Origin of the sequence: Thalassobaculum sp. (assembly GCF_965223715.1) — a bacterium.
In the GTDB taxonomy this organism is placed as follows: Bacteria; Pseudomonadota; Alphaproteobacteria; order Thalassobaculales; family Thalassobaculaceae; genus Thalassobaculum.
This window is the reverse complement of record NZ_OZ245012.1, coordinates 1030220-1055205: the sequence shown is the minus strand read 5'-3', so window position 1 is coordinate 1055205 and position 24986 is coordinate 1030220. Positions and strand designations below refer to the sequence as shown.

Here is a 24986-nt window from a genome sequence, read left to right as displayed (position 1 = left end):
TACTCAAGAGCACTTCCCGGACCTGTTCCGGGATCCACGCCTCCACTGTCGGTGGCGCCAGGCGGCTTTGCCACGCTGCCACGATCTCGTTACCCTCCCGGCAATGCTCGACCGTCTCAAGCTCTGGGTCCGGAGCGTGAAGCGCGATGCCGTGGCGCTCTATCTCGCCGCCCGCGACCCGCGCACGCCCTGGTACGCCAAGGCGCTCGCCGCCGTGGTGGTGGCCTACGCCCTCTCGCCGATCGACCTGATCCCGGATTTCATCCCGGTGCTGGGCTATCTCGACGACATCGTGATCGTGCCGCTCGGGCTGTGGCTCGTGCTGCGGATGATCCCGGCCGAGGTCATGGAAGAGTGCCGGGTAGAGGCCGAAGCGCTGGCAGAACGGCCGACCAGCGTGACCGCGGCCGTGGTGGTCGTGCTGATCTGGATCGGCCTGACGCTGCTGGCCGCCTGGGCGATGTACGGCGCCCTGATGCCGACCCAGCCTGGATGAGGCTGGCCGCCTCACACTCTCCTCTGCGTCTTCCCGTCCCGGACTGGAGCCGGGATTGCGCCGGGACCGAGAATGCAACGCGCTGGAGCGCCGACGATTTTCCTGCAGCATTCCAACACGCGTCTGTCTGGATCCCGGCGCGAGGCCGGGAAGACGTAGGCGGAAGTCCTGGGACCCTTATCGAAAATACTTCCCGGACTTGGTCCGGGATCCACTTTTTAGCTCGCACAGTCACCTGGGGACCATCATCGGGATCGCGCCTCGCCTGACCGTGGGCCCCGGAACGGGTCCGGGGAGTGTTGTTAGGTGGAATCGGGTGAACTACCCCTTCCCCTCGCCCAGCGACACAAGGCGCTCGAGCAGCGAGTCCCGGGTCACCATGCCGACCGTCTCCGCTCCGTCGCGGACCACCACCGGGTTGGGGTCGCGCAGGATGCATTCCATGACGTCCTCGATCTCGGCCCCGCGCTCGACCGTCACCTCGGAGACCGTGCCTGACACCGGCACCATCACATCTCCCGCCGTCAGCACGCCGAGGGGATTCATGTTATGCACGAACTCAGCCACATAATCGTTTGAGGGATTGGAGTAAATTTCCCGCGGCGTTCCGCATTGGACGATCCGTCCGCCTTCCATGATCGCGATCCGGTCGCCCAGCTTGAACGCCTCGTCCAGATCGTGGCTGACGAAGATGATGGTGCGCTTCAGGCTCTTCTGCAGGTCGAGCAGCTCGTTCTGCAGGTGGGTGCGGATCAGCGGGTCGAGGGCGGAGAACGGCTCGTCCATCAGCAGGATCGGCGCCTTGGTCGCGAATGCGCGGGCCAGCCCGACCCGCTGCTGCATGCCGCCGGACAGCTCGCCCACCTTGCGGTCGGCCCAGTCGGACAGCCCGACGAGTGCCAGCTGCTCGGCCACCTGCTCCGAACGCTCCTTGGCCCCCATGCCGGCCAGTTCCAGGCCGAGGCCGACATTCTCCGCCACGCTGCGCCAGGGCAGCAGGCCGAACTGCTGGAACACCATCGCCACCCGGTTCTGCCGCAGCCGGCGCAGGGTGGCCGGATCGGCCTCGGAGATGTTCACCATGTCCGCGCCGTCATTGACCATCACGCAGCCGCGCGTCACCGGGTTGAGCGCGTTCACCGCCCGCAGCAGGGTCGACTTGCCGGACCCTGAGAGGCCCATCAGCACCAGGATCTCGCCCTCGCCGACGCTGAGCGAGCAGTCGTGCACGCCTAGCACCTGCCCAGTCTCGGCCTGGATCTCGCCGCGTGATTGTCCCGCGTCCATCAGCGGCAGCGCCGTCTGCGGCGTGTCGCCGAAGACGATGGAGACGTTGCGGAACTCGACCGCGGTGCTCATGTCCCTGCTCACTCCTTGGTCACCCGCAGCATGCGGTCGAGCATGATGGCGACCACGACGATGATGAACCCGCTCTCGAAGCCGAGCGCGGTGTTCACCTGGTTCAGCGCGCGGACCACCGGCACGCCGAGCCCGTCGGCGCCCACCAGGGCGGCGATCACCACCATGGACAGGGACAGCATGATGGTCTGGTTCAGCCCGGCCATGATCTGCGGAAAGGCATAGGGCAGTTCCACCTTCCACAGCTTCTGCGACGGCGTGGCGCCGAACGCCTCCGCCGCCTCCAGGAGGTGGGTCGGGGTGGAAGACACACCCAGATGTGTCAGCCGGATCGGCGCGGGGACGACGAAGATCACCGTGGCGATCAGCCCCGGCACCATGCCGATGCCGAAGAACACGATGGCCGGGATCAGGTAGACGAAGGTCGGCAGGGTCTGCATCAGGTCGAGCACCGGCCGCAGCACCCGGTAAAGCCTGGGGCGGTGGGCGACCGCGATGCCGATCGGCACCCCGATGCCCATGCAGACAACGCAGGCCGACAGCACCAGGGTCAGGGACTCCGTCGTCTCCTCCCAATAGCCCTGGTTCAGGATGAACAGGAAGCCCAGGACGATGAAGGCGGTGGTCTTCCAATTGCGCTGCAGGGCGTAGGTCAGCCCGGCGAAAACCGCGATGATCACCAGCGGATGCGGTCCCTGCAGCACCGCCAGGATGACGTCGATGAGCCATTCCAGCGCATCGGACAGGGTCCAGAAGAACCAGCCGCCGTTGGTCTGCAGCCAGTCGAACAGCTCACCGGCCGTCCGGCCGACCGGGATCTTGGTCTCGGTCAACCACTCCATGGCATCCCCCGCCCGTTAAGAAGTGGGAGGGGCGCGACGCCCCTCCCCAATGCCCGGTGTCGCTCAGAGGCCGAGCGCCGACTTCACGGCGGCCTTGGCGTCGCCGCCATCCTTGGTGGTGACCCCGTCGAGCCAGCCCATGACCACGTCCGGGTTGGCCTTCATCCAGGCAGTGGCGGCCGCATCCGGCGCCATGCCCTCGTCCAGGATCGCGCCCATGATCTCGTTCTCCATGGCGAGCGAGAACTTCAGGTTCTTCAGCAGCGCGCCGACATTCTTGCACTCGTCCACATAGCCTGCGCGGGTGTTGGTGTAGACGGTCGCCCCGCCCAGATCCGGGCCGAAATAATCGTCGCCGCCGGTCAGGTAGGTGAGGTCGAAATTGGCGTTCATCGGGTGCGGCTCCCAGCCGAGGAAGACCACCGGCTCGCCGCGCTGGTCGGCCCGCTTCACCTGGGCCAGCATGCCCTGCTCGGAGCTTTCCTTGACGCTGAAACCCTTCAGGCCGAAGGCGTCCTTCTCGATCATGTCGAGGATCAGGCGGTTGCCGTCATTGCCCGGCTCGATGCCATAGATCGTCTCGTCCAGGGCGTCGGCGTGCTTGGCGATATCCGCAAAACTCTTGATGCCGAGCTTGGCGCCGGCGGCGTTGGTGGCCAGGGTGTATTTGGCCCCTTCCAGGTTCTCGCGCACCGTGTCGACGGTGCCCTTCTCGCGATACGGCGCGATGTCGCCTTCCATGGTCGGCATCCAGTTGCCGAGGAACACGTCGATATCGCCCTGGGCCATGGAGGTGTAGGTAACCGGCACGGACAGGACCTTGATGTCCGTCTCGTAGCCCAGCGCCTCAAGGACCTCTGTGGTGGCCGCCGTTGTGGCGGTGATGTCGGTCCAGCCGACATCCGAGAAGGTGACGGTATCGCAGCTCGCATAGGCGGTGCCGGCAGTGAGGCTCAGCGCCAGGGCAAGCGCGGCGGTTCTGGTTTTCATGAAGAAAACTCCCCCGTTTCCATTTGATGGCTTTGATCGCCCGCCGGTTGCGGACGGCCGTGCACCTATCACAGCACAGATCGGGTAGAGGTCAACCGGAGCGGCTGAACGGCGGTTCAGCCGGAGGGATCAGTCGCGCGCATCCAACTGCCGGTAGCGCACCAGGGCGGCCTGGGCGAGACGGCCGAGCGCGCTGACGAAGGGCATCGGCTCGACCTCCATCTTCGGCAGGCCGAGCGCATCGTCCGGCTTGCCCTGGGCCCAGTCGGCCAGCTCCTTGCCCATGGCCACGCCGATCGCCATGCCGCGGCCGTTATAGGCGATCGGGCTGATCGCGCCTGGGCCGATCGCATGCACCCGGGGCAGCCGGTTCGGGGTCATGGCGATGCGGCCGTTCCAGACATATTCCAGCCGCCGGTCCTGCACCTGCGGGAAGGCATTGCCGATGCGCTCGGCGATCCAGGGGCGGATGCGGGAATCCATGTTCAGCGGCAGGGCCAGAGTGGCGCCGGTAACCAGCCGTCCAGCCCGGTCCTTGCGGAACGGATACAGGTCGGCGCGGGTGTCCGAGGAGGACACGTCGCTCGGGATGACGCTGGCGGCGATGTCGGCCGGCATCGGATGGGTGGAGACCTGGTAGTTGATGATCCGCACCAGGGTCCTGGCCAGCGCCGGGATCAGCGCGCCGGTATAGGCGTTGGTGGCGACCACCAGCCGGTCGGCGGTCACCTGCCCCTTGGGCGTGGTTACCCGCCACTGCGTTCCCTCGCGGGTGACGGTCAGGGCCGGGGAGCCGGTGAACACCTTGGCCCCCTGTTCCATCGCCGCCTTGGCCAGCCCCTGGGCCAGGGCCAGCGGGTTCACGTGGCCGCCCGTGTGCATGAACAGGGCGCCGTAATAGACGTCGGTGCCGAGCTTCTCTGCGATCTGGCCGGCATCGAGGAGTTCAGCCCGAGCCTGGCGCCGGGTCCATTCTTCGTAGCGCCGCTCCAGGAGCTTGAGCCGCGAGGCCCGATGCGCCGGCTGGGCCCAGCCGTTCTGCACGGCGTCGCAGTCGATCCCGTGTTTGCGGATCAGGTCGAAGGTCAGGGCCGCACTGTCCCGCAGGAAGGCGACCATCCGCTCCCCCGCATCCGGGCCGAACTTTGCCACCAGGGCGTCGGGATCGCCCGCACCCAGGGCCGGGATGATATGGCCGCTGTTGCGCCCGGAGCCGCCGAATCCGGCCCGGGCCGCCTCCAGCACCACCGCCGAGATGCCGCGCTCGGCCAGGTGCAGGGCGGTGGACAGGCCGGTCACGCCGCCGCCGACGATGACGACGTCGGCCTTCAGGGATTCCCGCAGGTCCGAGGTCGGCGGCGGTGGCGGGGCGGTCGCCGCCCACAGGGACGGGGCGTGGGCGGGCAGGCTCTTCGATGCGGATTCCGACACTATTCCCCCGGCTGCGGCCTCGGTTGTGCGGTCGGGCCGCCGCCGTCGGTCCGCCGGTCGAACATCTCGATCACCCGGCCGAGCACCCCGCGCGGCATGTAGATGATGAACAGCACCAGCATCGCCCCGTAGATCATGACGTCCAGGCCGTGGACGTCATGGCCCACAGTCTGGCGCAGCCCTTCCGTCAGGAGCAACGTGATAACCGCTCCGACCGTGGGGCCGAGCTGGACGAACATGCCGCCGGCGATGGCCGCGAAGACGATCTGCAGCGAGATGGCGATGCCGGAAGTGGTCTCCGGGTTGATGTAGAGCTGGTACTGGCCGTAGATCGCCCCGCCGACCGCCGTCATGCCGGCGGAGATCATGGTGACGATCAGCTTGGTGCGGGTGACGTGCACGCCCAGCGACGCGGCGGCATCCTCCTCCTGGCTCACCGCCTCCATGGCGTAGCGGATCATCGACCGGTCCACCGCCCGCCAGATCAGCAGGCCGACCACCCAGACCGCGACGATGATGTAGAACCAGGTCACCTTGTCGGAGAACTGCATGGCGACGAAGGACACCGGGTTGTCGGCCGAGATCACGTTCTCCGGGGTCACGCCGAGCGACCCGCCGGTATATTCGCGCAGGGCCACGATCAGCAGGCGCACCACCTCGGACAGGGCCAGGGTCACCAGGGCGAAGTAGTGGCCGGTGATGCGGAAGCGGAAGCACGGAAAGCCGATCATGAAGCCGACCGCCATGGAGACCACCACGGCGACCGGGATGCCGATCCAGGGCGTGATGCCGGCATGGTTCCACAGCATGGTGACCACATAGGCGCCGATGCCCATGAAGGCGCCGTGGCCGAGCGACACCAGCCCGAACCGGCCCATCACCGACCAGCCGGTATAGATATAGCCCCAGAGCAGGACCGAGATGGCGATATGCAGGACGTAGTCGCTGAAGCCCAGCATCGGCAGGGCGAGAATGGCGAGGAAGCCGACCGCCTTGATGATCATCGGAAGGTTCATCTGCGCCCCCTCAGCTCTTCGATCCGAGAATGCCCTGCGGGCGGATGAACATCATGACGATGAAGAAGGCGAAGGCGATCACGTAGCCCCACTCGATCTCGGCATAGAAGCCGCCCAGCGCGATGAACTCGGCGAAGATGAAGGCGGCGATGAACCCGCCGATCATGTTGCCGAGCCCGCCCATGACGCAGACCATGAAGGTGATCGGCCCGAAGGTCAGCCCGATCGCCGGGTGGATGTCGTAAAGCAGCACCAGCAGGCAGGCGCCGAGGCCGGCGAGCCCGCCGCCCAGCGCGGAGGTCACCAGGTAGATCTTGCGCGGGCTCACCCCCATCAGCGGCATCACGTCCCGGTCCTGGCTGATCGCGCGGATGGCGGTGCCGAGATAGGTGCGCTTCAGGAACAGCCACAGACCGACCACCGCCACCAGACTGACGATGAAGGCCAGCAGGCGGGTGGTGGGAATGTACATGTCCCCGGCCTCGATGCTGCCGAAGGAGACGCCCAGGTTGCGGAACTCCACGGAGAAGGCCAGCGTGGCGAAGCCCTGCAGGAAGAACAGCACGCCGCCGGTGACCAGCAGCTGGTTGATCGGCTCGGTATGCAGGATCGGCCGGATGATGAAGTGGTGCAGCGCGGCGCCCAGCAGGGCGACCACGAGGATGCCGGCGCCCATGGCCAGCGGCAGCGGCACGCCGTAGTCGCTGTACAGGAAGTAGATCGTGTACATGCCGAGCATGATCAGCTCGGCGTAGCAGATCCACACCACGTCGATGACGCCGAAGATGATGTTGAGGCCGAGCGACAGCAGGGCCAGGACGCCGCCGAACAGCAGGCCCTGGATGACGGTCTCCCAGAAGAACGGGTCGGTGAGCGGGAACTCCATGTCTGCCCTCCTTCAGAGGCCGATATAGGCGCGGCGGACTTCGTCGTTCTCCAGGAGCTCCTGGGACGACCCGCTCATCTTGATCTGGCCGACCTCGAGCAGGTAGGCGCGGTCCACGACCTTGAGGACCTGCTGGATGTTCTGCTCGACGATCAGCACGGTGTAGCCCTCCTCGCGGATCCGGCGCACCAGGTCGAACACCTGCTGCACGATCACCGGGGCGAGGCCTGCGGACGGTTCGTCCAGCAGCAGGAGCTTCGGCCCGGACATCAGCCCGCGTCCGATGGCGCACATCTGCTGCTCGCCGCCGGACATGGTCCCGGCGAGCTGATGCCGCCGCTCCTTCATGCGCGGGAACAGCTCGTAGACATAGGCGAGCCGGTCGTCGAAATGCGACCGGGCCGAGGCGATGAAGCCGCCCATCTTCAGGTTCTCCTCGACCGTCAGCCGGGGGAACAGGCGCCGGTGCTCCGGCACGTGGGCGATGCCCATCTCGATGATCTTGTGGGCAGGCACGTCGTTCAGCGACACGCCTTCCATGGAGATCTCGCCGCCGTTCAGGTCGATGACCTTGGAGATCACCCGCAGCAGCGAGGTCTTGCCGGCCCCGTTCGGGCCGATCACCGCCACCGCCTCGCCGGCGCGGACCTCCAGGCTGACATCGAACAGCGCCTGGAAGGTGCCGTAGCCGGCGGAAACGTTCTTCAATTCCAGCATGCCGCCCCCCCGTCACGCGCCGACTGTCTCGCCGGCCGCTTGCCCGGCGACCTGGCTCTGCACGGTTTCCGCATCGGTCCCCAGATAGACCTCGACCACCTTCGGGTCGTGGGCCACCTCCTGCGGCAGGCCGGCGGCGATGATCTCGCCGTGGTCCAGCACGATGCAGCGGTCCACCACGCGCATCAGCACGCCCATGATGTGCTCGACCCAGATGATAGTGATGCCCCGCTTCTCGCGGATATGGCTCAGCATGTCGGCCGCCTGGTCCATCTCCTTCTCGTCGAGGCCACCGAGGCTCTCGTCCGCCAGGAGAAGGCGCGGTTGGGTGGCCAGCGCCCGGGCCAACTCGAGCTTCTTCAGCCCCGCTGCCCCCAGCCCGTCGACCCGGGCGCGGCCGTCCACCGGGAGCTGCGTAAGCTCAAGCGCGTCCTCGGCCCGGGACCATGCCTCCTCGCGGGAGATCGATCCGTCGGAGCCGAAATACGCGGCGAGCGCCACGTTCTCCAGAATGGTGAGTTTCCGGAAAGGGCGCGGGATCTGATAGGTGCGCCCCACCCCCTTGTGACAGACCTGGGTGGGGGCGAGACCGGTGATGTCCCGCCCCTCCAGGGTGATGGTGCCGGCGGTCGGCGTCAGCGCCCCGGCGATCAGGTTGAAGGTGGTGCTCTTGCCCGAGCCGTTCGGTCCGATCAGGCCGAGGATCTCCCCCTCGCCCAGATCGAACGCGACCTCGTTGACGGCCGTGAAGCCGCCGAACTTCTTGGTCAGGCCGCGGACCTGCAACATCTCTCCCATCGCCGAACCTCTTGTGCTGACGTGACCGGTCTCTGAACGCTTACGTCAGCGTCAGCGGGCGTAGGTGTGGCTGTCCGGCAGCGGAAGCACCGGATCCATGGTCTGGATCGCGGTCGGCCAGACGATCTTGGTCTCGCCGTCCACATACTGCATGACCACCGGCGAAGAGCGCTCGTTCTGGCCGGCCATCTGATGGCCCGGCGGGTTGAACTTCACGCCATAGCCCTGGACTGTGCCGCCCACCGGGATGTCGGTGTCGAGCGCGGCCTTGCGCAGGGATTCCGGATCGTAGCCGCCATACTGCTTGATGGCGCGCGGCAGCACGTCGCTGAAGAAGATCCAGGCCTGGTTGAAGCCCATGGAGGTGTGCGGCGGCACTTCGTTGGCCCCCGTCTTCTCCTTGTAGCGCTTCACCATCTCGGCGGTCAGGTCGCCCAGGCCGGGAGCCAGCGTCTTCGGATCCAGCAGCTGCGCCGCCACCGGGTCGGTGTTGTAGATGTAGTTGGCGTCCTCGCCGAAGGCCTCGGTCAGCTTGTCGATCTGGCCGTAGCCGGCGCCATGGCCGATCAGCGCCTGCCACTTCAGGCCCTGCTCCTTGGCCTGGCGCAGGAACAGCGTGATGTCCGGGTTGTAGCCGGTGTGCAGGATGACGTCGGCCCGGGCCCGGCGCAGCTTGGTGACCAGGCTGGAGAGATCCGGCGCGGTGGCCGAGTAGCCCTCCTTCAGGGTCACGTCCATGCCGTAGCTCTTGCAGGTCTCCTCGTTACCGGCCGCGACGCCGGAACCGTAGGGGCCGTCCTCATAGATGATCGCGACCTTGAGGTCCGACGGCTTCTTGCCGAGCTTCTTCTCCGCGTACTCGTTCAGGAAGGTGCAGGACGCCCAGCCGAACTGGTCGGAGTGCACCTGGCCGCGGAACACGTATTTCAGGTTCTTGTCCTTGAACACGGCGGAGGACACGCAGACGTTGGCCCACATGAACTTCTGCTGCGCGTCCACCTTCTGCGCCATCGGCACGCAATGGGCCGACGAGAACACGCCCATGATCAGGTCGACATTCTCCTGATCGAGCAGACGGGTGGCTTCGTTGATCGCGACCTCGGCCTTGGACTGGGCGTCGGCGACGATGGTCTCGATCTTGTGACCCTCAACGCCCCCCTGCTCGTTGATGAGCTCCACGGCGATCTCGTTGCCGACGGCGGCAGCCGTCGAACCACCGGCCGCGAACGGCCCCGTGAAGTCGTAGATCACGCCGATCCGGATCGGATCGGCCGCCTGTGCCGTGCCCGGCATCAGGGAGAAAAGCGGTAGGGCGAGGGCGGCCGCGCCAAGCGCGGACATCGCCGCCCGACGGGCGACCTTGCTGGATTTCATGACGTTTCCTCCTGCTCGTCAGAGCATTCACGTCCGGTGGTCCCGGATCGTTGATTGGACGCCAAGTGTCGAAACCGGGGCTCTTAAGAGTCAAGATGGTAAACGCACACCGCCGCCCCGCATGACTGGTACAGCCTGTTGAACACAGCACCCGTCGCCGGCGTTTGAGCCGTTCCGCGTGGGCAATTCCCAAGCGGGCGTCCCATGGTCTAGGAAGGGGCGTCGACCAACTGGGAGGAAACCATGACCGACATTCCGGCGACGATGACGGCGATCGAGATCGAAGGCGCGGGCGGGCCGCCCGAAGTGCTGAAGCCGACCACCCGCGACGTGCCCGCCCCCAAGGCCGGCGAGGTGCTGGTGAAGGTCGCCTATGCCGGGGTGAACCGGCCGGACTGCATCCAGCGCTCGGGCGGCTACCCGCCGCCGCCGGGCGCCTCCGACATTCCGGGCCTGGAGATCGCCGGCGAGGTCGTGTCGATCGCGCCGGACGTGACGCGCTGGAAAGTCGGCGACAAGGTCTGCGCCCTGGTGCCGGGCGGCGGTTATGCCGAATACTGCACGGCGGCGGAAGACACCTGCTCGCCGATCCCGGAGGGCTATTCCCTGGAGGAGGCCGCGGCCATTCCGGAGAACTACTACACGGTCTGGACCAACGTGTTCGAGCGCGGCCGCCTGCAGAAGGGCGAGACGATCCTGATCCATGGCGGCTCCTCGGGAATCGGCACCACGGCGATACAGCTCGCCCATCATTTCGGCGCGACGGTCTACGCGACGGCCGGCTCGGCCGAGAAATGCAAGGTCTGCACCGACCTGGGCGCCGACCGGGCGATCAACTACCGCGAGGAAGATTTCCAGGCGGTGATGAAGGAAGCGGGCGGCGCCGACGTCATCCTCGACATGGTCGGCGGGCCGTATATCCAGAAGAACGTCGACAGCCTGAAGCTGGAGGGGCGGCTGGTGCAGATCGCCTTCCTGCAGCCGCCCCAGGTGGACGGCTTCAACTTCCTGAAGGTGATGACCAACCGCCTGACGATCACCGGCTCGACCCTGCGGCCGCGCACGGTGGCCCAGAAGGCGGCGATCGCCCGCCAGCTCGAGGAGAAGGTCTGGCCGCTGCTGGCAGCCCGCACGGTGAAGCCGATCATGTATAAGACCTTCCCGCTGAAGCAGGCGGCCGAGGCCCATGCGCTCATGGAGTCGAGCCAGCATATCGGCAAGATCATGCTGAAAACCTAAGGGGGAGGCTTTTCTTCCCCATTTTTCATCCTTCCACACCCGCCACACCCACGATCTGGCCGACGGTCAGGTCGTGGAGGTGAACTAGCCATCCCTAGTGAACAGGTCGGAGCGGATCTACCCGCGCGACCTGTAGCTGCCCGCCCCCGAAGCCATCAATTGCGTATGCGTATCGCTGCATAAGATGGAGCAATCGGACATCCAACTGCAGTGTCGCCAAACGTTCACCGACGACGAGTCGGCGCGCAGCCGATAGAAGCGCGATCCCGAGGACGCATGCGCCATTTGGAACTTGCGCCCAGCAAATCCTGCACGCGATGATTTAGGACACTAACCCTTCTGGTGTTCCAATGCGTTTTCTCACCATTGTTCGCGTTTGGTTTGTGAACCTTGCGCTGTGTCTTAGAGCCGCGCTTCCGCGACTGGATGCGCGCGCGCTCCACATCAAACAGCAAGCGGTCGCTCACGAGCGACGCTTTCGACAAGCTTTGAAAACACTCGAACCATATGCGGTTGCATTCGCGCTCATCGGACTTGTGACAACCTATTACCAACTTCGATCCGACGACGAAGTGCGAAAGACACAGCTCTATGTGATGGCTGTAGAGCGGCTAGATGCAGCCCGCCAAGCGGATCAAGAAGAACGAATAGAACGAGAGAAATACGCTTCAACAGATGACCAAATCAAGCGAGCCCGCGCGATGCGTCCCTCGGCGGATCGAGGCCAGCGACGCCTCATCGAAGAAATGGTAGCCAACAGCGTTAACCTCTCATCCATGGACTTCTCAAAAACCTACTTGGAAAGCGTCCGGTTCAATCAGGCCAATCTTGCGTTCGCTGTATTCAATGGCGCCGCTCTGTCAGGTGCGGATTTCAACGAAGCTGACCTCTTCGGAACAAATTTCCACGGCGCTTATATGCAGTCGACAAACCTCTCAGGGGCCGATTTGGTGCACGCAGGATTCGTGGGCGCCGATTTAGTCTATGCGGTCCTGCACAACGCCAATCTCACCGACGCAACTCTTTATAAAGCTGATCTTCGTTTTGCCGACCTTACCGACGCCGACCTCACCAGAACTACTTTGCTCGGAACTAGGTTCGATCGAGCCTGGTACAGAGAAGGAGCGCCCCCGAAGGGTCTCCAGCCCCAAGTCTTCGATCAACTCCTAGAATGTCCTAAGGCCGCGTTACATTGGAGCGATTGCCCTTCGGATGAGTAAGAGTTCTTTCCTGAATTGCAATAAACCGATAACAGAACGCTCAAACGAACTGGACCACAGCCGATAGTGCGGCGATGCGGTCACTTCCCGTTCGCCCTACCGCTGCGGCACCAGGTCGAACAGGGTGTCCGCGCCCAGGTCGTAGCGCGCGCTGGAGAAGCGCAGGGCGTCGCCCATCGTCTCCACCTCCTCCAGCATCACCCCCTGGCGGCCGGAGCCCAGGATCGTCGGCGCCACCATCACATGCAACCGGTCGAGGCAGCGCGCCCGCAGGAAATGCGACAGGGTCGCCGCCCCGCCCTCCACCAGCACCACGTCCAGGCCGATCGCCGAGAGGCTGTCGAGCACGCCGCGGGGATCGACGATGCCGTTCTCGTCCGGCTCGCAGGGGAGGTCGACGCCGGTCACCATGGTCGGTGCCAATTCGTCGGTGAACAGCTTGCGGTCCTGGGGCACCGTGCCGTTGCCGGACAACACCACCCGGGTCGGGTTCTCGCCGGCGCAACGCCGCACGGTCAGGGACGGGTCGTCCGCCCGCAGGGTTCCCGACCCGACGATCACCGCATCCGCCAGGGCGCGCAGCCGGTGCAGGTGGTCCAGCGCCTCCGGGCCGTTGACGTAATGGGAATGGCCGCGCTGGGTGGCGATGCGGCCGTCCAGGGTCTGGCCGCTCTGGCCGATCGCCACCCGGCCGCGCGTCGCCGCCTCCACCAGGTCGAGCAGGGCGGTGGCGCCGGGAATGTCGGAGCCCTCCTCGCGCATCCGGCCGATCTCGGCGATCAGCGGCCGCGCATCGCCGTCGAGCCGCCGCACCTGGCGGGCGTGCAGCATGGTCTCGCGGATCGTCTCCCAGGTAATGCTCACGCCAGTCCCCCGAACCCTGCCAGATCGTCCAGTACCGCGGCGAGCCGGCCCGCCATCGCGTCGATGATGCGCTGCCCCAGCTCGGCAGAGGCCGCCGCCGCGTTGCCGGTCACCCCGGCCGGGTTGAGGTCCTGGGCCATCCAGCCGAGACCGGTCGCCCCTTCCCCCTCCAGTGCTGCGAACCCCTTCTCCCATGCCTGGGCGTTGGAGGCAAAATCGGCCACCGCCGCCTGTCTCACCAGCTCGGGCGCGGCGGCCAGCATCATGGAGGTCTCCAGCATGCCGCCATGCAGGCCGTAGCGCTCCTCCTCCGCTCCGAGGTCGACCGCGTCGCCCAGCAGTCGGAAGGTCGTCGCCCGCGCCACCGTCATGCCATGGGTCACCCGCAGCCGGGTCGCGACCACGTCGACCAGCCCGGTCTGGCCGCCATGGCCGTTCAGGATCACCAGCTTGCGGATCCCCGCCCGCGCCGCTGAGGCGCCGATGGCGGTCCAGGCTCCGATCACCGTCTCCGCCTCCAGGGACAGGGTGCCGGGAAACGCCAGATGCTCCGGGCTGAGGCCGATGCGCTGGGTCGGCAGGCGCAGAACGGTCGCGACCGCCGAGCCCTTGCCCCGGGCGGCGGCCACGACCGCGTCGGTCAGGATCGCGTCGGTGCCGAGCGGCAGGTGCGGGCCGTGCTGCTCCACCGCCGCCACCGGCAGCAGGGCCACCGCATGTTCCGGCACGCCGCCGGCGAGGTCGGCAGTGGTCAGGTGCTCCCAGTCGATCCAGGTCGGGGTGTGAAGGTCCATCCTCAGAACCAACGCCAGCGGCGCGCCGGCGTCAACTCTCCGGCTTAAGGGGCACCGGCTTCATCGGCACGGGTACCCGGTTGGCGAGCGCCGGTGCGACCGGACCGCCTGCCGGCAGGATCTCGACGACATCCTGCTCCGCCGGGGCGAGTGCCGCGACGATTTCCGGCGGGGTGTCGAACTCCTCGGGCACCGCACAGAGACGCCAGCGCTGCAGCACCCGCCCGAGACGCGGCGCCGCCGTGCCGACGGCAAAGGGCACCGCCAGCAGCCAGGCCAGCACGATCGGGGCCGCCCAGGGCAGCATCGACGGGACATAGATCGCCAGGCCCGATACCATGGCGATGCCGATCACGGTCTGCGGCCAGAGCGTCGACAGCGCCTGGCTCCAGCGCACCTCGCGCGGGTCGCGCATCTGGGCGTTCCAGGTGATGCGCCGGCCGACCATCAGCCCGCCGATGAAAATCGTCTGCGCCACCGCCACCACCGGCGAGACCAGCATGCCGAACACCAGCTCGACCACGGTCCCGGCCAGGATGCGCGGACCGCCGCCGTAGATCCGGCGCTTGGCCGAGGACAGCAGGATGTCCAGCACGCCCATGATCTTCGGCGCGAAGGTGATGGTCATCATGGTGGCGAACAGGGCCACCCCCTCGCCCCACTGCACCGCCGACCACAGGGCCTCGGAGAAGGCCACGTCGCTGGCCGGCGCGAAGCCGCCGGCGAACAGCCGGGTCATGCCGAGCGCGATGAAGCCGAGCCACATGGGTGCCGACAGGTACATCAGGATGGCCAGTGCAAGCTGCACCCGGCCGAGCGGCCGCCAGACCGGCCAACCGATCAGCTTGATATACTGCAGGTTGCCCTGGCACCAGCGCAGGTCGCGCTTGATGAAGTCGAGCAGGCTGGGCGGGTTCTCCTCGTAGGAGCCGCCCTCCACCGGCAGCACCCGCACCTCGTAGCCCGCCGACCGCATGAGGGCCGCCTCGACCTGATCATGGCTGAGGATCTCGCCGCCCAGCGGTGGGTTCCCGTTCAGGCGCGGCAGGTGGCAATGGGCGCGGAAGGGCGCCAGCCGCAGGATCGCGTTATGGCCCCAATAGGGGCCGCTGTCGCCCTGCCACCAGGCGCTGCCGGTGGTGTAGGCGCGCATGCCGTGGCGCATGCCGAACTGGAAGATCCGGGCGAAGGCGCTGGAGGACGGCAGGCCGACGGCGAGGGTCTGCAGGATTCCGAGCGACGGGTTGCGCTGCATCAGCCGCACCAGCCGCAGGATCGCCTCGCCGGTCATCAGGCTGTCGGCGTCGAGCACGATCATGTGCTCGAACCGGTCACCCCATCGGGCGCAGAAATCCTCGATGTTCCCCACCTTCTGGCGGGTGTTCTCGGCGCGGCGGCGGTAGTGGATGCGGCCCGGGTTCGGCGAAACCGCCTGCCAGGCGGCGAAACGGCGCGCCTCCTCGGCGGCGATGTCCGGGTCGGTGGTGTCCGACAGCAGGAAGATCTCGAAGGCCGCGTCCTGGCCGGTGCGGGCGAGCGAACTCTCCACCACCCGCAGGTGGCGGAACACCCGGGTCGGATCCTCGTTGTAGACGGGCATGACGATGGCGGTCGGCGCGGTCACGTCGGAGCGGTCGTCGTCGAGCCCGTCCAACGGCAGCACCAGGGACAGCCAGTCCCGGCGCAGGTGAAGCAGGGCGACGCCGATCACCGCGTTCCACAGCCCGATGATCACCCAGGGCAGCGTACCGGCGTAGAGCGCCAGCATGGCGACATCCAACCCGTCGATCCCGTCGGCGCCCAGCAGCCGCGTCATCCAGGCGAAGAGCCCGAGGCAGGTCAGGCCAACCAGGGCGAAGAAGGCCCAGCGACGCATCCGCATCGCCCGCACCCGCCCAGTCCCGGATGCGTCCGGGTCAGTCACCGTCATCATGTCCATCCGAACCGTAAAGTCTCCAGCGTCCCGGCCGTATCGCCCGGTTTGCGCCGCACAATATGTGTGTCGCCGCGCGTCCTTCCATAGGGATGAAGGGGTGCTGACCGAAACGTGAGGCATCACAGGGGTTCCGGCGCGTTCACGAACCCGTGGGCCAGCCATTACGGGGGTTTGATTGGCCTTGAGCCGGATGACGGCCTATCTGTGTGGGCGATACCCGTATCGAGGACCCGCAGATGAGCCTTCCCGGCCGCGCGCCGCGCGACCCTCGCCTGGATTTCTTCCGCGGCATCGCGATGCTGATCATCTTCATCGCGCATGTGCCGGAGAACCTGTGGGCGAACTACATCCCCGCGCGGTTCGGCTGGTCCGACGCCACCGAGATGTTCGTGTTCTGCTCCGGCTTCGCCGCGGCACTGGCCTTCGGCTCGACCTTTCACAAAGCAAATTTCGCATACGGCACCATGCGGATCGGCTACCGGGTGTGGCAGATCTACGTGGCGCACATCACCATGTTCATTTTCATCGCCACCCTGGTTCTGGCTATGACCGGCCTGCTGGACGGCGAGCACGACTATGTGAGCCAGCTCAACCTCGACTGGTTCTTCGACCATCCGGGCCAGGCGTTGGTCGGGCTGTTCACGTTGACTTACGTGCCGAACTATTTCGACATCCTGCCGATGTATATCGGCGCCCTGGTCCTGGTGCCGGCGGTGATGGCGCTGGCGCGGGTGCATCCCTGGGCCGCCATGGGTTTCGTGGCGGCGGTCTATGCCGGGGTGCACGCCTTCGGCTGGATGCTGCCGGCGCATCCGGAGCAGCAGGACATCCCCTGGTTCTTCAACCCGCTGGCCTGGCAACTCCTGTTCTTCACCGGCTTCGCCTTCGCGCTGGGCTGGATCCCCGCCCCGCGGATATCCCGGCCCTGGGTGATCGCGGCGACCGCGTTCGTGCTGCTCTCCGCGCCAGCGGCGAACTGGGACATTGCCAAGGATTTCGAGATCCTGCGCTGGACCCGCGAGGTGATCTGGGACCTGCAGGACAAGACGGATTTCGGCCTGCTGCGCTACCTCCACTTCCTGGCGCTGGCCTATCTCGCCATCGCGATCGTGAATCCGCGGATCGAGGCGCTGCGCGGCGACTGGGCGAAGCCGATCGTGACCGTCGGCCAGAACTCGCTCGCCGTGTTCCTGCTCTCCATGGGCCTGTCGCGGGTGGCCGGCATGGTGCTCGACCAGATCGGACGCTCGACGCCGGCCGTCGCGCTGGTCAATATCGCAGGCCTCGCGATCATCGTCGGGTTCGCCTACTGGTGCACGATGCTGAAGAAACAGCCCTGGCGCAAACTGGCGGCCGAGCACGATGCCCGGACGGCGGCCCCTGCCGCCCCGCGCCGCGCGCGCGAGGATGCGGGCCCGTCCAGCGCCTACACAGCACCGGCGGAGTGATCGCGCGCCTCTGCCTTCTGCTGGTGCTGCTGACCGCCTTTCCGGCCTGGTCCGGGACGGTGGAGGAGCGGTCTATCCCGAGCCCGATCCTCGGCAAGCCGATCGACATCCGGGTCTACGTTCCCGACGAGGCCACCGGACCGCTGCCCGTGGTCTACCTGCTGCACGGCTATGGCGGCGGCGCCCATGACTGGACCGGCGGCGGCGAGGCCGAGGCCACCGCCGACGCGGTTTTCGCCGCGCCGGATGCGGTGCCGATGCTGCTGGTGATGCCTGGGGTTGGGAATTCCTGGTACGTGGACTCGGAGAAATACGGACCCTGGGAGCGCACCCTGCTCGATGACCTGATCCCGGCCATCGACCGGCTGTATCCGACACGGTCGCAGCGCGGTCAGCGCTTCGTCGCCGGGCTGTCCATGGGCGGGTACGGGGCGCTGCGGCTGGCGGCGCATCATCCGGACAGGTTCCGGGCGGCGGCCGCGTTCAGTCCGGCGGTGTTCGAGGACGTGACCTCGGCCGCCGATTTCCCCGATTTCCAGCTCAAATTCTTCGCCGGCGCCTTCGGTGAGCCGTTCGACCCGGCGCTGTTCAACCGGGCCAATGCCTTCGCTCCGCTGACCGCGATCCCGAAGGATCTGCCGGTCGATTTCTATGTCATGACCGGCGACCATGACGGCCTCGGTCTCTGGGACGGCGCGCTGCGATTCTTCCGGGCGGCGCGCGGTGCCGGTCATGCGGTGGAGCTGCGGGTGCGCGACGGCGACCACGAATGGCGCCTGTGGCGCGAGGAACTGGCCCCCGCCCTGCGCTGGTTCGGAACCCTCAGCCTCAGTGGGCGTTGATCAGCTCCAGCTCTTCCGTATCGGCCAGGGACCAGTCGTCGCCGATCGCCTCGACCATCTCGTCCATGTCGGCCGACAGGATCGCCGCCTCCGCCAGATCGGTCGGGGCCAGGCCGTAATCGTCTGAGAACTTCGGGAAGTGTCGCATCGCTCTATCCTCCGTTGAGAGGGCCACACGGCCCTCTAGTTCCGTTAAGCAAAGGGTGTGCCAGTGCCGCCGATGGACTCTCAGTTCATCACCTTCCACTGGCCGTTCGGACGGCGGCAGACGGTGCCGGCCATGGTCGTGGTCTGGCCGTCGACATAGCTCTGGCCGGTGTAGTCGCGGCAGTACTCGTTGCCGCCGACGGCGGAGCTGTCATAGGCGGTGAAGGCGAAATGCTGACCGTATTCCGGGCTGATCCAGGACACGGTCTGGCCGTTGCGCGTGTTCTCCAGCGCGTACTGGGCGCAGGCCGCATCGGCCGGAATGACCCGGTCCACATAGGGCTCGTTGGCGAGCACGCCGATCAGCACGCCGCCGGCGGTCGCCGACAGGTTCTGCGCGCCGCGGCCCACCGGCTTGTTGGCCATATCGCCATGGGCATTGCCCAGGATCTGGCCGGCCAGCGGCGGGTTGCTGGCGATCAGCGGCCGGTTGCAGGTCATGGAGGCCGCATCCGCGGTCGGGACCAGCACGTCCGGGGTCGGCGCCGGAACGTAGGCCACGTTCGCCGGCTGGCCGCCCCAGACATAGGTCGGGGAAGAGATCTGCGGATCGGCAGCGGCGGTCTGGGCCATCGCCAGGGACAGGACGGTCGCAAAGGAAGCGCCGGTGATCGTCGTCTTGGTGTTCTGTGTCATAGCCGTCTCCCTCATCTTGCCAGGGTGTCTCACTGTGTGGAGGCGACTGGGCCCGGATGGGGTCGTCGCCGCTACACTTCTGATGTGAGGGGGGTGCTGTGATATGGCTGTGACCGGCCGGGGATAAATGCGCGCCCGGCGGGGGCAAAAAGGGGGACGCGATGCGCTCGACCAGCATGATCCAGATCGTCGGGTGTCACGCCGAGGGCGAAGTCGGCGACGTCATCACCGGCGGTGTCGCCCCCCCGCCCGGCGACACCCTGTGGGACCAGTCGCGCTTCATCGCCACCGACGAGACCCTGCGGAACCTGGTGCTGAACGAGCCGCGCGGCGGCGTCTTCCGTCACGTCAACCTGCTGGTCCCGCCCAAGGACCCGCGCGCCGCCATGGGCTTCATCATCATGGAGCCGGCCGACACTCCGCCCATGTCCGGCTCCAACAGCCTCTGCGTCGCCACCGTGCTGCTGGAGACCGGCATCCTGCCGATGACCGAGCCGGAGACGGTGATCACGCTGGAGGCGCCCGGCGGGCTGGTGCAGGCGACCGCGACCTGCCGCGACGGCAAGGTGGATCGCGTGCGGATGCGCAACCTGCCCTCCTTCGCCGACCGGCTGGACGCAGTCCTGGAGGTGGAAGGGGTCGGAACGCTGACGGTGGACACGGCCTTCGGCGGCGACAGTTTCGTCATCGTCTCGGCGGAAGCGCTCGGCTTCGCCCTCACCCCGGACGAGGCGCGGGATATCGCGGTGCTCGGCACCCGGATCACCGCGACGGCAAACGAACAGCTCGGCTTCTCCCATCCGGAGCTGCCGGACTGGCGCCACATCTCGTTCTGCCAGGTGGCCGCCGCCGTTCAGCCGGACGGCGACGGGCTGCTCGGTCGCAACGCGGTGGCGATCCGGCCGGGCAAGATCGACCGCTCGCCCTGCGGCACCGGCTGCTCGGCCCGAATGGCGGTGCTGCATGCCAGGGGCCAGCTCGCCGTCGGACAGAACTTCACCGGCACCTCGCTGATCGACAGCCGCTTCCACTGCCGCATCGAGTCGGTGGAGGAGCGCGCCGGGCGGACCTGGATCACCCCGTCCCTGGAGGGGCGCGCCTGGCTCACCGACACCCGCCAGATCCTGCTCGATCCGAGCGATCCCTGGCAGGCCGGCTACCGGCTCAGCGACACCTGGCCCGGCGCCTAAGGTTGACCCCCCGGCGTTCCTCGCTACCTCTAGACGGCATCTCCAGCCCGGCAACGCTGTGGTCTGGGTGCTCCCACACCCGCGTTCCTTGGCGACTTAAACGGTAGGCATGCCCCATTCGAGCGACGTTCCGTCCCTGATCGACGCGGTCATGGTTCCCGGCGAGACCTGCGCCACCATCGCCCGCGCCGACAAGGCCGCGCTCATGGTCGACGGCCAGGAGTATTTCGGCGCCCTGCGCAATGCCATGCTCCAGGCTCGGCGCACCATCGTGATGGTCGGCTGGGATCTGGACAGCCAGATGGACATGGCGCCGCATCTGCACGATGGCTCGGGGATCGACGGCGATGGGGTGCCGACCCGGCTGAAGCCGCTGCTCGAATTCCTGGTCGGGCGCAATCCGGAGCTCGAGGTCTGGCTGCTGCTCTGGGACTTCACGCCGCTCTTCGTACGCGACCGCGAGCCGCTGCCGACGGTCAACCTGATGCTGACCACCTCGGCCCGCATCCACGTGCATCTGGACGACGCCCTGCCCTTCGGCGCCTGCCATCACCAGAAGCTGGTGGTGATCGACGACGCGATCGGCTTCTGCGGCGGGCTCGACGTCACGCGCGAGCGTTGGGATACCAGCGACCATATCCCCGACGATCCCCGCCGTGTGTCCCCCAAGGGCGGGCTCTATACCCCGTTCCACGACACCCATATGGCCGTCACCGGCCCGGCGGCCCGGGCCCTGGGCGATCTCACCGAGCGCCGGTGGCGGGCGGTCGACCCGGACGGCATCCCACGGCTCGACGCGCCGGATCCGGTCTGGCCCGAGGGGCTGGAGCCTCACTTCACCGATATCGACATCGCCCTCTCCCTGACCGAGCCGTCGCTGAACAACGGCCCGGCCCTGCGCCAGATCGAAACCCTGTACTGCCGCGCCATCCTGCAGGCCGAGCACCTGATCTTCATCGAGAACCAGTTCCTCACCGCGCCGAAGATCGCCGAGGCCCTCACCCGGCGGCTGCAGGAGCGACCGGAGCTGGAGGCGGTGATCGTGGCACCGGCGGTGCAGAACACCTGGCTGGAAACCAAGTCGATGGGTGGCGGTCGGCGTCTGTTCCTCGCCCAACTCGATGAGGCCGGCGTGCTCGACCGGGTCACAATGGTCGCCCCGGTGACCCGGGCCGAGGACGGCAAGCGGGCCTCGGTCATGGTCCATTCCAAGCTGATGATCATCGACGACCGGTTCCTCACGGTGGGCTCCGCCAACCTGAACCGACGCTCGATGCGGTTCGACACCGAGGCCAACCTGCACCTGATCGGCGATACCGACGATCGTCGCGCCACCATCGCCGGGCTGCGGTACCGGCTGCTGGGGGAGCATCTGGGCATGGAGCCGGCAGCGCTGGCGGAGCGGACGCCGGATGCCGCCAGCCTCAGCGCCCTGCTGCGCGAGCAGGCCGAGCGCTTCCGGACGACCGCCGGCCGCGACCGCTGCCTGCTGCCGATCAAGGAGCCTGCCGCCTTCGAGCTGGACCCGGCGACCTCGGTGCTGGTGGATATCGCCGACCCGGACCGCCAGCTCAAGTCGGAGGTGCTGAGCTTCCTCAACGTGGATTCGGTCCCCGCCTTCCGGCCGCGGCTGCAGAAGCTGGTGCTCGTCATCACGGTGCTCTGCCTGATCGTGCTGGCTGCCGTCTGGACCATGACGCCGCTGGCCGATTTCGCCAATGTCGACCGGCTCGGCCCGCTGTTCGAGCAGCTCACGGGCAGGATCTGGACGCCGCTGCTGGTCGCCGCCGTGTATTCGGTCGCCAGCCTGACCATGTTCCCGATCACCGTGCTGCTGGTGCTCACCGCGATCACCTTCGAGCCGGTGGTCGCCATGCTCTACGCCGTTTTCGGCACCACCCTGGGTGCGATCCTGACCTACGGGCTCGGCCGTTGGGGCGGGCGCCGGCTGGTCCACCGGCTGATGGGGCACCGGCTGAAGGCCCTGTCCGGCAAGGTCGGCCGCCAGGGGATCGTGGCGGTACTGGCGCTGCGGATGACCCCGATCGCGCCGTTCACCCTGATCAACATCCTGGCGGGTGCCACCCATATCCGCCCCCGGGACTTCGTGATCGGCACCGCCCTCGGCCTGCTGCCCAGCGTCGTCGCCCTAACCGCCGTGGGCGAAAGCCTCTGGCAGCTCATCGCCGAGCCGACCGTCGCCAAGGTGGGGATCCTGCTCGGCGTCGTCCTCGGCTGGCTCGCCTTGAGCATCCTCCTGCAGCGCCTGGTGAATTCCTTCGACCCGGACGGATCCGACGACGACTAGCCTGCCCATGACCCTGACCGTTGCCACCTACAATATCCATGACGCAATCGGCACCGACGGGACCTGCGACATAGGCCGGATCGCCCGCGCCATCGCCGAGACCGATGCCGGGATCGTCGCCCTGCAGGAGGTTTCCGGCCCCGGCGATGCTGGGACCGACCGCCCCGACCATTTCGCTATCCTCTCGAAAGCCTTCGGCGGCTACGCGGTGGAAGGCCCGGCCCTGCAGGACGGGCGCCGGCGCTACGGCAACCTGCTGCTGTCGCGCTGGCCGGTGTCCCACTGGATCGTCGCCGACCTCGCCCATCCGGAACGCGAGCCGCGCAATGCCATCATGGCGACCATCGCCTCGCCGGACGGCCCGCTGAGGGTGGTGGCGAGCCATTTCGGCCTGGTCCACCGCGAGCGCCGGGCCCAGGCCGAGCTGATCGCCGACCTGGCCGCGCAGGAGGGCGAGATGCCCACCGTCATCCTGGGCGATTTCAACGACTGGCTGCCCTTCTCCCCGGTGGTGCGGCTGCTCAGCCGGTCGCTGGGCACGCATATCGGCGCGGTCCGCCGCATGCCGACCTTTCCCAGCCGCCTGCCGCTGCTGGCCCTGGACCGCATCCTGTTGAACGGGCGGGTCCGCCTGCGCAGCGTGCGGGTCCCGGCCACGCCGCTGGCCCGCACCGCCTCCGATCACCGCCCCCTGGTGGCCGAGGTGGAGATTGCGTCGGGGCGCTGAGGCGGGGCCGCTCCACACCTCGACAAGCGGCGCGCGAGCCCACAAGATCGCCGGGTTGTCTAAGCGCCCCACTCTCCAACCTACCCGGAGCCGACCCCATGCGCCTGCTCGTTGCCATGATGAAGCACGAGACGAACACCTTCTCCCCCGTGGTCACCGATCTGGACAGGTTCATGGCCTGGGGCGGATATGTCGGCGAGGAGGCGTACAAGGCCTACAAGGGCACGGGCATGCCGTTCGGCGCCTATCTGGATATCGCCGAGGCCGCCGGCCACGAGGTCGTCACGCCGGTCGCCGCCGAGGCCATGCCGTCCGGTCCGGTGAAGGCCGAAGCCTACGAGTTTCTCACGGGCAAGATCCTGGACGCGGTGCGCGAGGGGGTGGACGCCTGCCTGCTCGACCTGCACGGCGCCATGGTGGCCGAGACCACCGACGACGGCGAAGGCACGCTGCTGGAGAACATCCGCAAGATCGCGCCGGGCATCCCGATCGCGGTGACCTACGACCTGCATACCAACCTGACCCAGAAGATGGTCGACAACTGCACCTGCCTGATCGGCTACAAGACCTATCCGCATATCGACATGGTCGAGGTCGGCAGTCAGATCGCCCACGTGCTCATGCGCACCATCGCCGGCGAGGTGAAGCCGGTCATGGCCTGGGGCCAGCCCGCCCTGCTCGCCCAGACCCTGCGCATGGGCCATGACGACGAGCCGATGAAGACCCTGCTGGCGCTCGCCCGCGAGGCCGAGCAGGATCCGAAGGTCCTGGCCGCCACAGTGTTCGGCGGCTTCCCGCTGGCCGACTTCCAAGATGCCGGCTCCAGCGTCGTCGTGGTGACTGACAACGACCAGGCCCTGGCCGACAGGTGGCGCGACCGGCTGGTGAAGGAGATGTGGCAGCGCCGCGAGGAGTTCGTCTACCAGCACGAGCCGCTGGTCGACGCCGTCGCCCGGGCCAAGGGGTTCGACACGCTGAAGACCGACGGCGGGCCGACCCTGCTACTCGACCATGCCGACAATACCGGCTCCGGCGGCACCCAGGACGTCATGACCGTGATCGAGGAGGTGCTGAACCAGGGCCTGGAGGACGTGGCGGTGGCCGCCGTCTACGACCCGGAGGCGGTGAAGCAGATGCAGCAAGCCGGCATCGGCGCCAAGGTCACCCTGAAGCTCGGCGGCAAGACCGACATGCCTTCCATCGACCTGAAGGGCCGGCCCCTGGAGGTCACGGGCACGGTCAAGACCCTGACCGACGGCCGCTGGACCGTGCGCGGACCGATGTATACCGGCGTGCAGGTCTCCATGGGCCACAGCGCGGTGCTCGACACCGGCAAGGTGGAGATCGTCGTCACCTCCAACCACCACGAACCCTGGGATGTGGGCGTGTTCACCTCGGTCGGCATCCAGCCGCAGCACAAGCGCTACCTGCTGCTGAAGTCGCGCATCCACTACCGGGCGGGCTTCGGCAACCTGGGCAAGGCGACGATCACGCTGGACGGCGAGGGAGTGACGACGTCGGACAACTCGATCCTGGACTTCAAGAAGGTCCGCCGCCCGATCTACCCGCTCGACCGGGTCAACGAGGCTTGAAGTCGGAGCTGGGCAGCCTTTCGACCCTTCGACACGCCCCGGCCTTCAGCCGGGGTTGCTCAGGGCGAGGACAG

Annotated in this window: 23 protein-coding genes; 9 read left to right on the top strand and 14 right to left on the bottom strand. The window is 67.2% G+C overall.

Features of this window, described 5'->3' with window-relative positions; translation table 11 throughout:
• Positions 1-103 precede the first annotated feature (103 nt).
• Positions 104-496, top strand: a complete 393-nt coding sequence (locus ACOQOP_RS04875) for a YkvA family protein (protein ID WP_420565198.1) — start codon at positions 104-106, stop codon at positions 494-496.
• 321 nt (positions 497-817) lie between these two features.
• Here the strand turns inward: ACOQOP_RS04875 and choV are convergent, their stop codons facing one another.
• The 9 genes from choV to ACOQOP_RS04830 all read right to left on the bottom strand — a co-directional run bounded on the left by choV (position 818) and on the right by ACOQOP_RS04830 (position 9909).
• Positions 818-1855, bottom strand: coding sequence for a choline ABC transporter ATP-binding protein (choV, locus tag ACOQOP_RS04870; protein WP_420565197.1), 1038 nt, complete (start codon positions 1853-1855; stop codon positions 818-820).
• 8 nt (positions 1856-1863) lie between these two features.
• Complete coding sequence (choW, locus tag ACOQOP_RS04865; protein WP_420565196.1) at positions 1864-2697, bottom strand: choline ABC transporter permease subunit; 834 nt, start codon at positions 2695-2697, stop codon at positions 1864-1866.
• Positions 2698-2760: 63 nt separating this feature from the next.
• Positions 2761-3687: a choline ABC transporter substrate-binding protein gene (locus ACOQOP_RS04860; protein WP_420565195.1), complete on the bottom strand. Its 927-nt coding sequence runs from the start codon at positions 3685-3687 to the stop codon at positions 2761-2763.
• A 129-nt stretch (positions 3688-3816) separates the two neighbouring features.
• Entirely contained in the window at positions 3817-5118 is a 1302-nt protein-coding gene (locus tag ACOQOP_RS04855; protein ID WP_420565194.1) for an NAD(P)/FAD-dependent oxidoreductase, read from the bottom strand.
• The gene (locus tag ACOQOP_RS04850) at positions 5118-6134 is read right to left on the bottom strand and encodes a branched-chain amino acid ABC transporter permease (RefSeq protein WP_420565193.1); all 1017 of its coding nucleotides are present in this window, start codon (positions 6132-6134) and stop codon (positions 5118-5120) included. Before ACOQOP_RS04850 ends, ACOQOP_RS04855 begins: the two co-directional genes overlap by 1 nt.
• Positions 6135-6144: 10 nt before the next feature.
• The gene (locus ACOQOP_RS04845; RefSeq protein WP_420565192.1) at positions 6145-7020 is read right to left on the bottom strand and encodes a branched-chain amino acid ABC transporter permease; all 876 of its coding nucleotides are present in this window, start codon (positions 7018-7020) and stop codon (positions 6145-6147) included.
• Positions 7021-7032: 12 nt separating this feature from the next.
• A complete protein-coding gene (locus ACOQOP_RS04840; protein WP_420565191.1) occupies positions 7033-7737 on the bottom strand; it encodes an ABC transporter ATP-binding protein in 705 nt (234 codons plus the stop codon).
• A 12-nt stretch (positions 7738-7749) separates the two neighbouring features.
• Complete coding sequence (locus ACOQOP_RS04835; RefSeq protein WP_420565190.1) at positions 7750-8535, bottom strand: ABC transporter ATP-binding protein; 786 nt, start codon at positions 8533-8535, stop codon at positions 7750-7752.
• A 51-nt stretch (positions 8536-8586) separates the two neighbouring features.
• Positions 8587-9909 (bottom strand): ABC transporter substrate-binding protein, encoded by a 1323-nt coding sequence (locus tag ACOQOP_RS04830; RefSeq protein ID WP_420565189.1) that lies wholly within the window; start codon positions 9907-9909, stop codon positions 8587-8589.
• A 243-nt stretch (positions 9910-10152) separates the two neighbouring features.
• Here ACOQOP_RS04830 and ACOQOP_RS04825 point away from each other — a divergent pair, with 243 nt between their 5' ends.
• Positions 10153-11148, top strand: a complete 996-nt coding sequence (locus ACOQOP_RS04825; RefSeq protein WP_420565188.1) for an NAD(P)H-quinone oxidoreductase — start codon at positions 10153-10155, stop codon at positions 11146-11148.
• 350 nt (positions 11149-11498) lie between these two features.
• Positions 11499-12368 (top strand): pentapeptide repeat-containing protein, encoded by an 870-nt coding sequence (locus ACOQOP_RS04820; RefSeq protein WP_420565187.1) that lies wholly within the window; start codon positions 11499-11501, stop codon positions 12366-12368.
• 96 nt (positions 12369-12464) lie between these two features.
• Here the strand turns inward: ACOQOP_RS04820 and ACOQOP_RS04815 are convergent, their stop codons facing one another.
• From ACOQOP_RS04815 to mdoH, 3 genes are read right to left on the bottom strand one after another with little or no spacing between them, the layout of a single operon-like run.
• The gene (locus ACOQOP_RS04815; protein ID WP_420565186.1) at positions 12465-13232 is read right to left on the bottom strand and encodes a RibD family protein; all 768 of its coding nucleotides are present in this window, start codon (positions 13230-13232) and stop codon (positions 12465-12467) included.
• Entirely contained in the window at positions 13229-14026 is a 798-nt protein-coding gene (locus ACOQOP_RS04810) for a creatininase family protein (RefSeq protein ID WP_420565185.1), read from the bottom strand. The genes ACOQOP_RS04815 and ACOQOP_RS04810 overlap by 4 nt, the downstream gene beginning before the upstream one ends.
• Before the next feature lie 31 nt (positions 14027-14057).
• Complete coding sequence (gene mdoH / locus ACOQOP_RS04805; RefSeq protein ID WP_420565184.1) at positions 14058-15956, bottom strand: glucans biosynthesis glucosyltransferase MdoH; 1899 nt, start codon at positions 15954-15956, stop codon at positions 14058-14060.
• A 242-nt stretch (positions 15957-16198) separates the two neighbouring features.
• On the opposite strand from mdoH, the gene ACOQOP_RS04800 reads away from it, so the two are divergent.
• The gene (locus ACOQOP_RS04800) at positions 16199-17410 is read left to right on the top strand and encodes an OpgC family protein (RefSeq protein WP_420565183.1); all 1212 of its coding nucleotides are present in this window, start codon (positions 16199-16201) and stop codon (positions 17408-17410) included.
• Entirely contained in the window at positions 17407-18252 is an 846-nt protein-coding gene (locus tag ACOQOP_RS04795) for an alpha/beta hydrolase (protein WP_420565182.1), read from the top strand. Before ACOQOP_RS04800 ends, ACOQOP_RS04795 begins: the two co-directional genes overlap by 4 nt.
• Here the strand turns inward: ACOQOP_RS04795 and ACOQOP_RS04790 are convergent.
• Together ACOQOP_RS04790 and ACOQOP_RS04785 are read right to left on the bottom strand one after the other, a co-directional pair.
• The gene (locus ACOQOP_RS04790; protein ID WP_420565181.1) at positions 18239-18400 is read right to left on the bottom strand and encodes a hypothetical protein; all 162 of its coding nucleotides are present in this window, start codon (positions 18398-18400) and stop codon (positions 18239-18241) included. The genes ACOQOP_RS04795 and ACOQOP_RS04790 overlap by 14 nt on opposite strands.
• Before the next feature lie 80 nt (positions 18401-18480).
• Positions 18481-19095, bottom strand: a complete 615-nt coding sequence (locus ACOQOP_RS04785; protein ID WP_420565180.1) for a hypothetical protein — start codon at positions 19093-19095, stop codon at positions 18481-18483.
• Between the two features lie 161 nt (positions 19096-19256).
• Here ACOQOP_RS04785 and ACOQOP_RS04780 point away from each other — a divergent pair, with 161 nt between their 5' ends.
• The 4 genes from ACOQOP_RS04780 (at position 19257) to ACOQOP_RS04765 (ending at position 24912) form a co-directional block, all read left to right on the top strand.
• Positions 19257-20285, top strand: a complete 1029-nt coding sequence (locus ACOQOP_RS04780; RefSeq protein ID WP_420565179.1) for a trans-3-hydroxy-L-proline dehydratase — start codon at positions 19257-19259, stop codon at positions 20283-20285.
• Positions 20286-20394: 109 nt separating this feature from the next.
• Positions 20395-22593, top strand: a complete 2199-nt coding sequence (locus ACOQOP_RS04775; protein ID WP_420565178.1) for a VTT domain-containing protein — start codon at positions 20395-20397, stop codon at positions 22591-22593.
• A 7-nt stretch (positions 22594-22600) separates the two neighbouring features.
• Positions 22601-23320, top strand: a complete 720-nt coding sequence (locus tag ACOQOP_RS04770) for an endonuclease/exonuclease/phosphatase family protein (RefSeq protein ID WP_420565177.1) — start codon at positions 22601-22603, stop codon at positions 23318-23320.
• 98 nt (positions 23321-23418) lie between these two features.
• Positions 23419-24912, top strand: a complete 1494-nt coding sequence (locus tag ACOQOP_RS04765) for a M81 family metallopeptidase (RefSeq protein ID WP_420565176.1) — start codon at positions 23419-23421, stop codon at positions 24910-24912.
• Positions 24913-24986 lie beyond the last annotated feature (74 nt).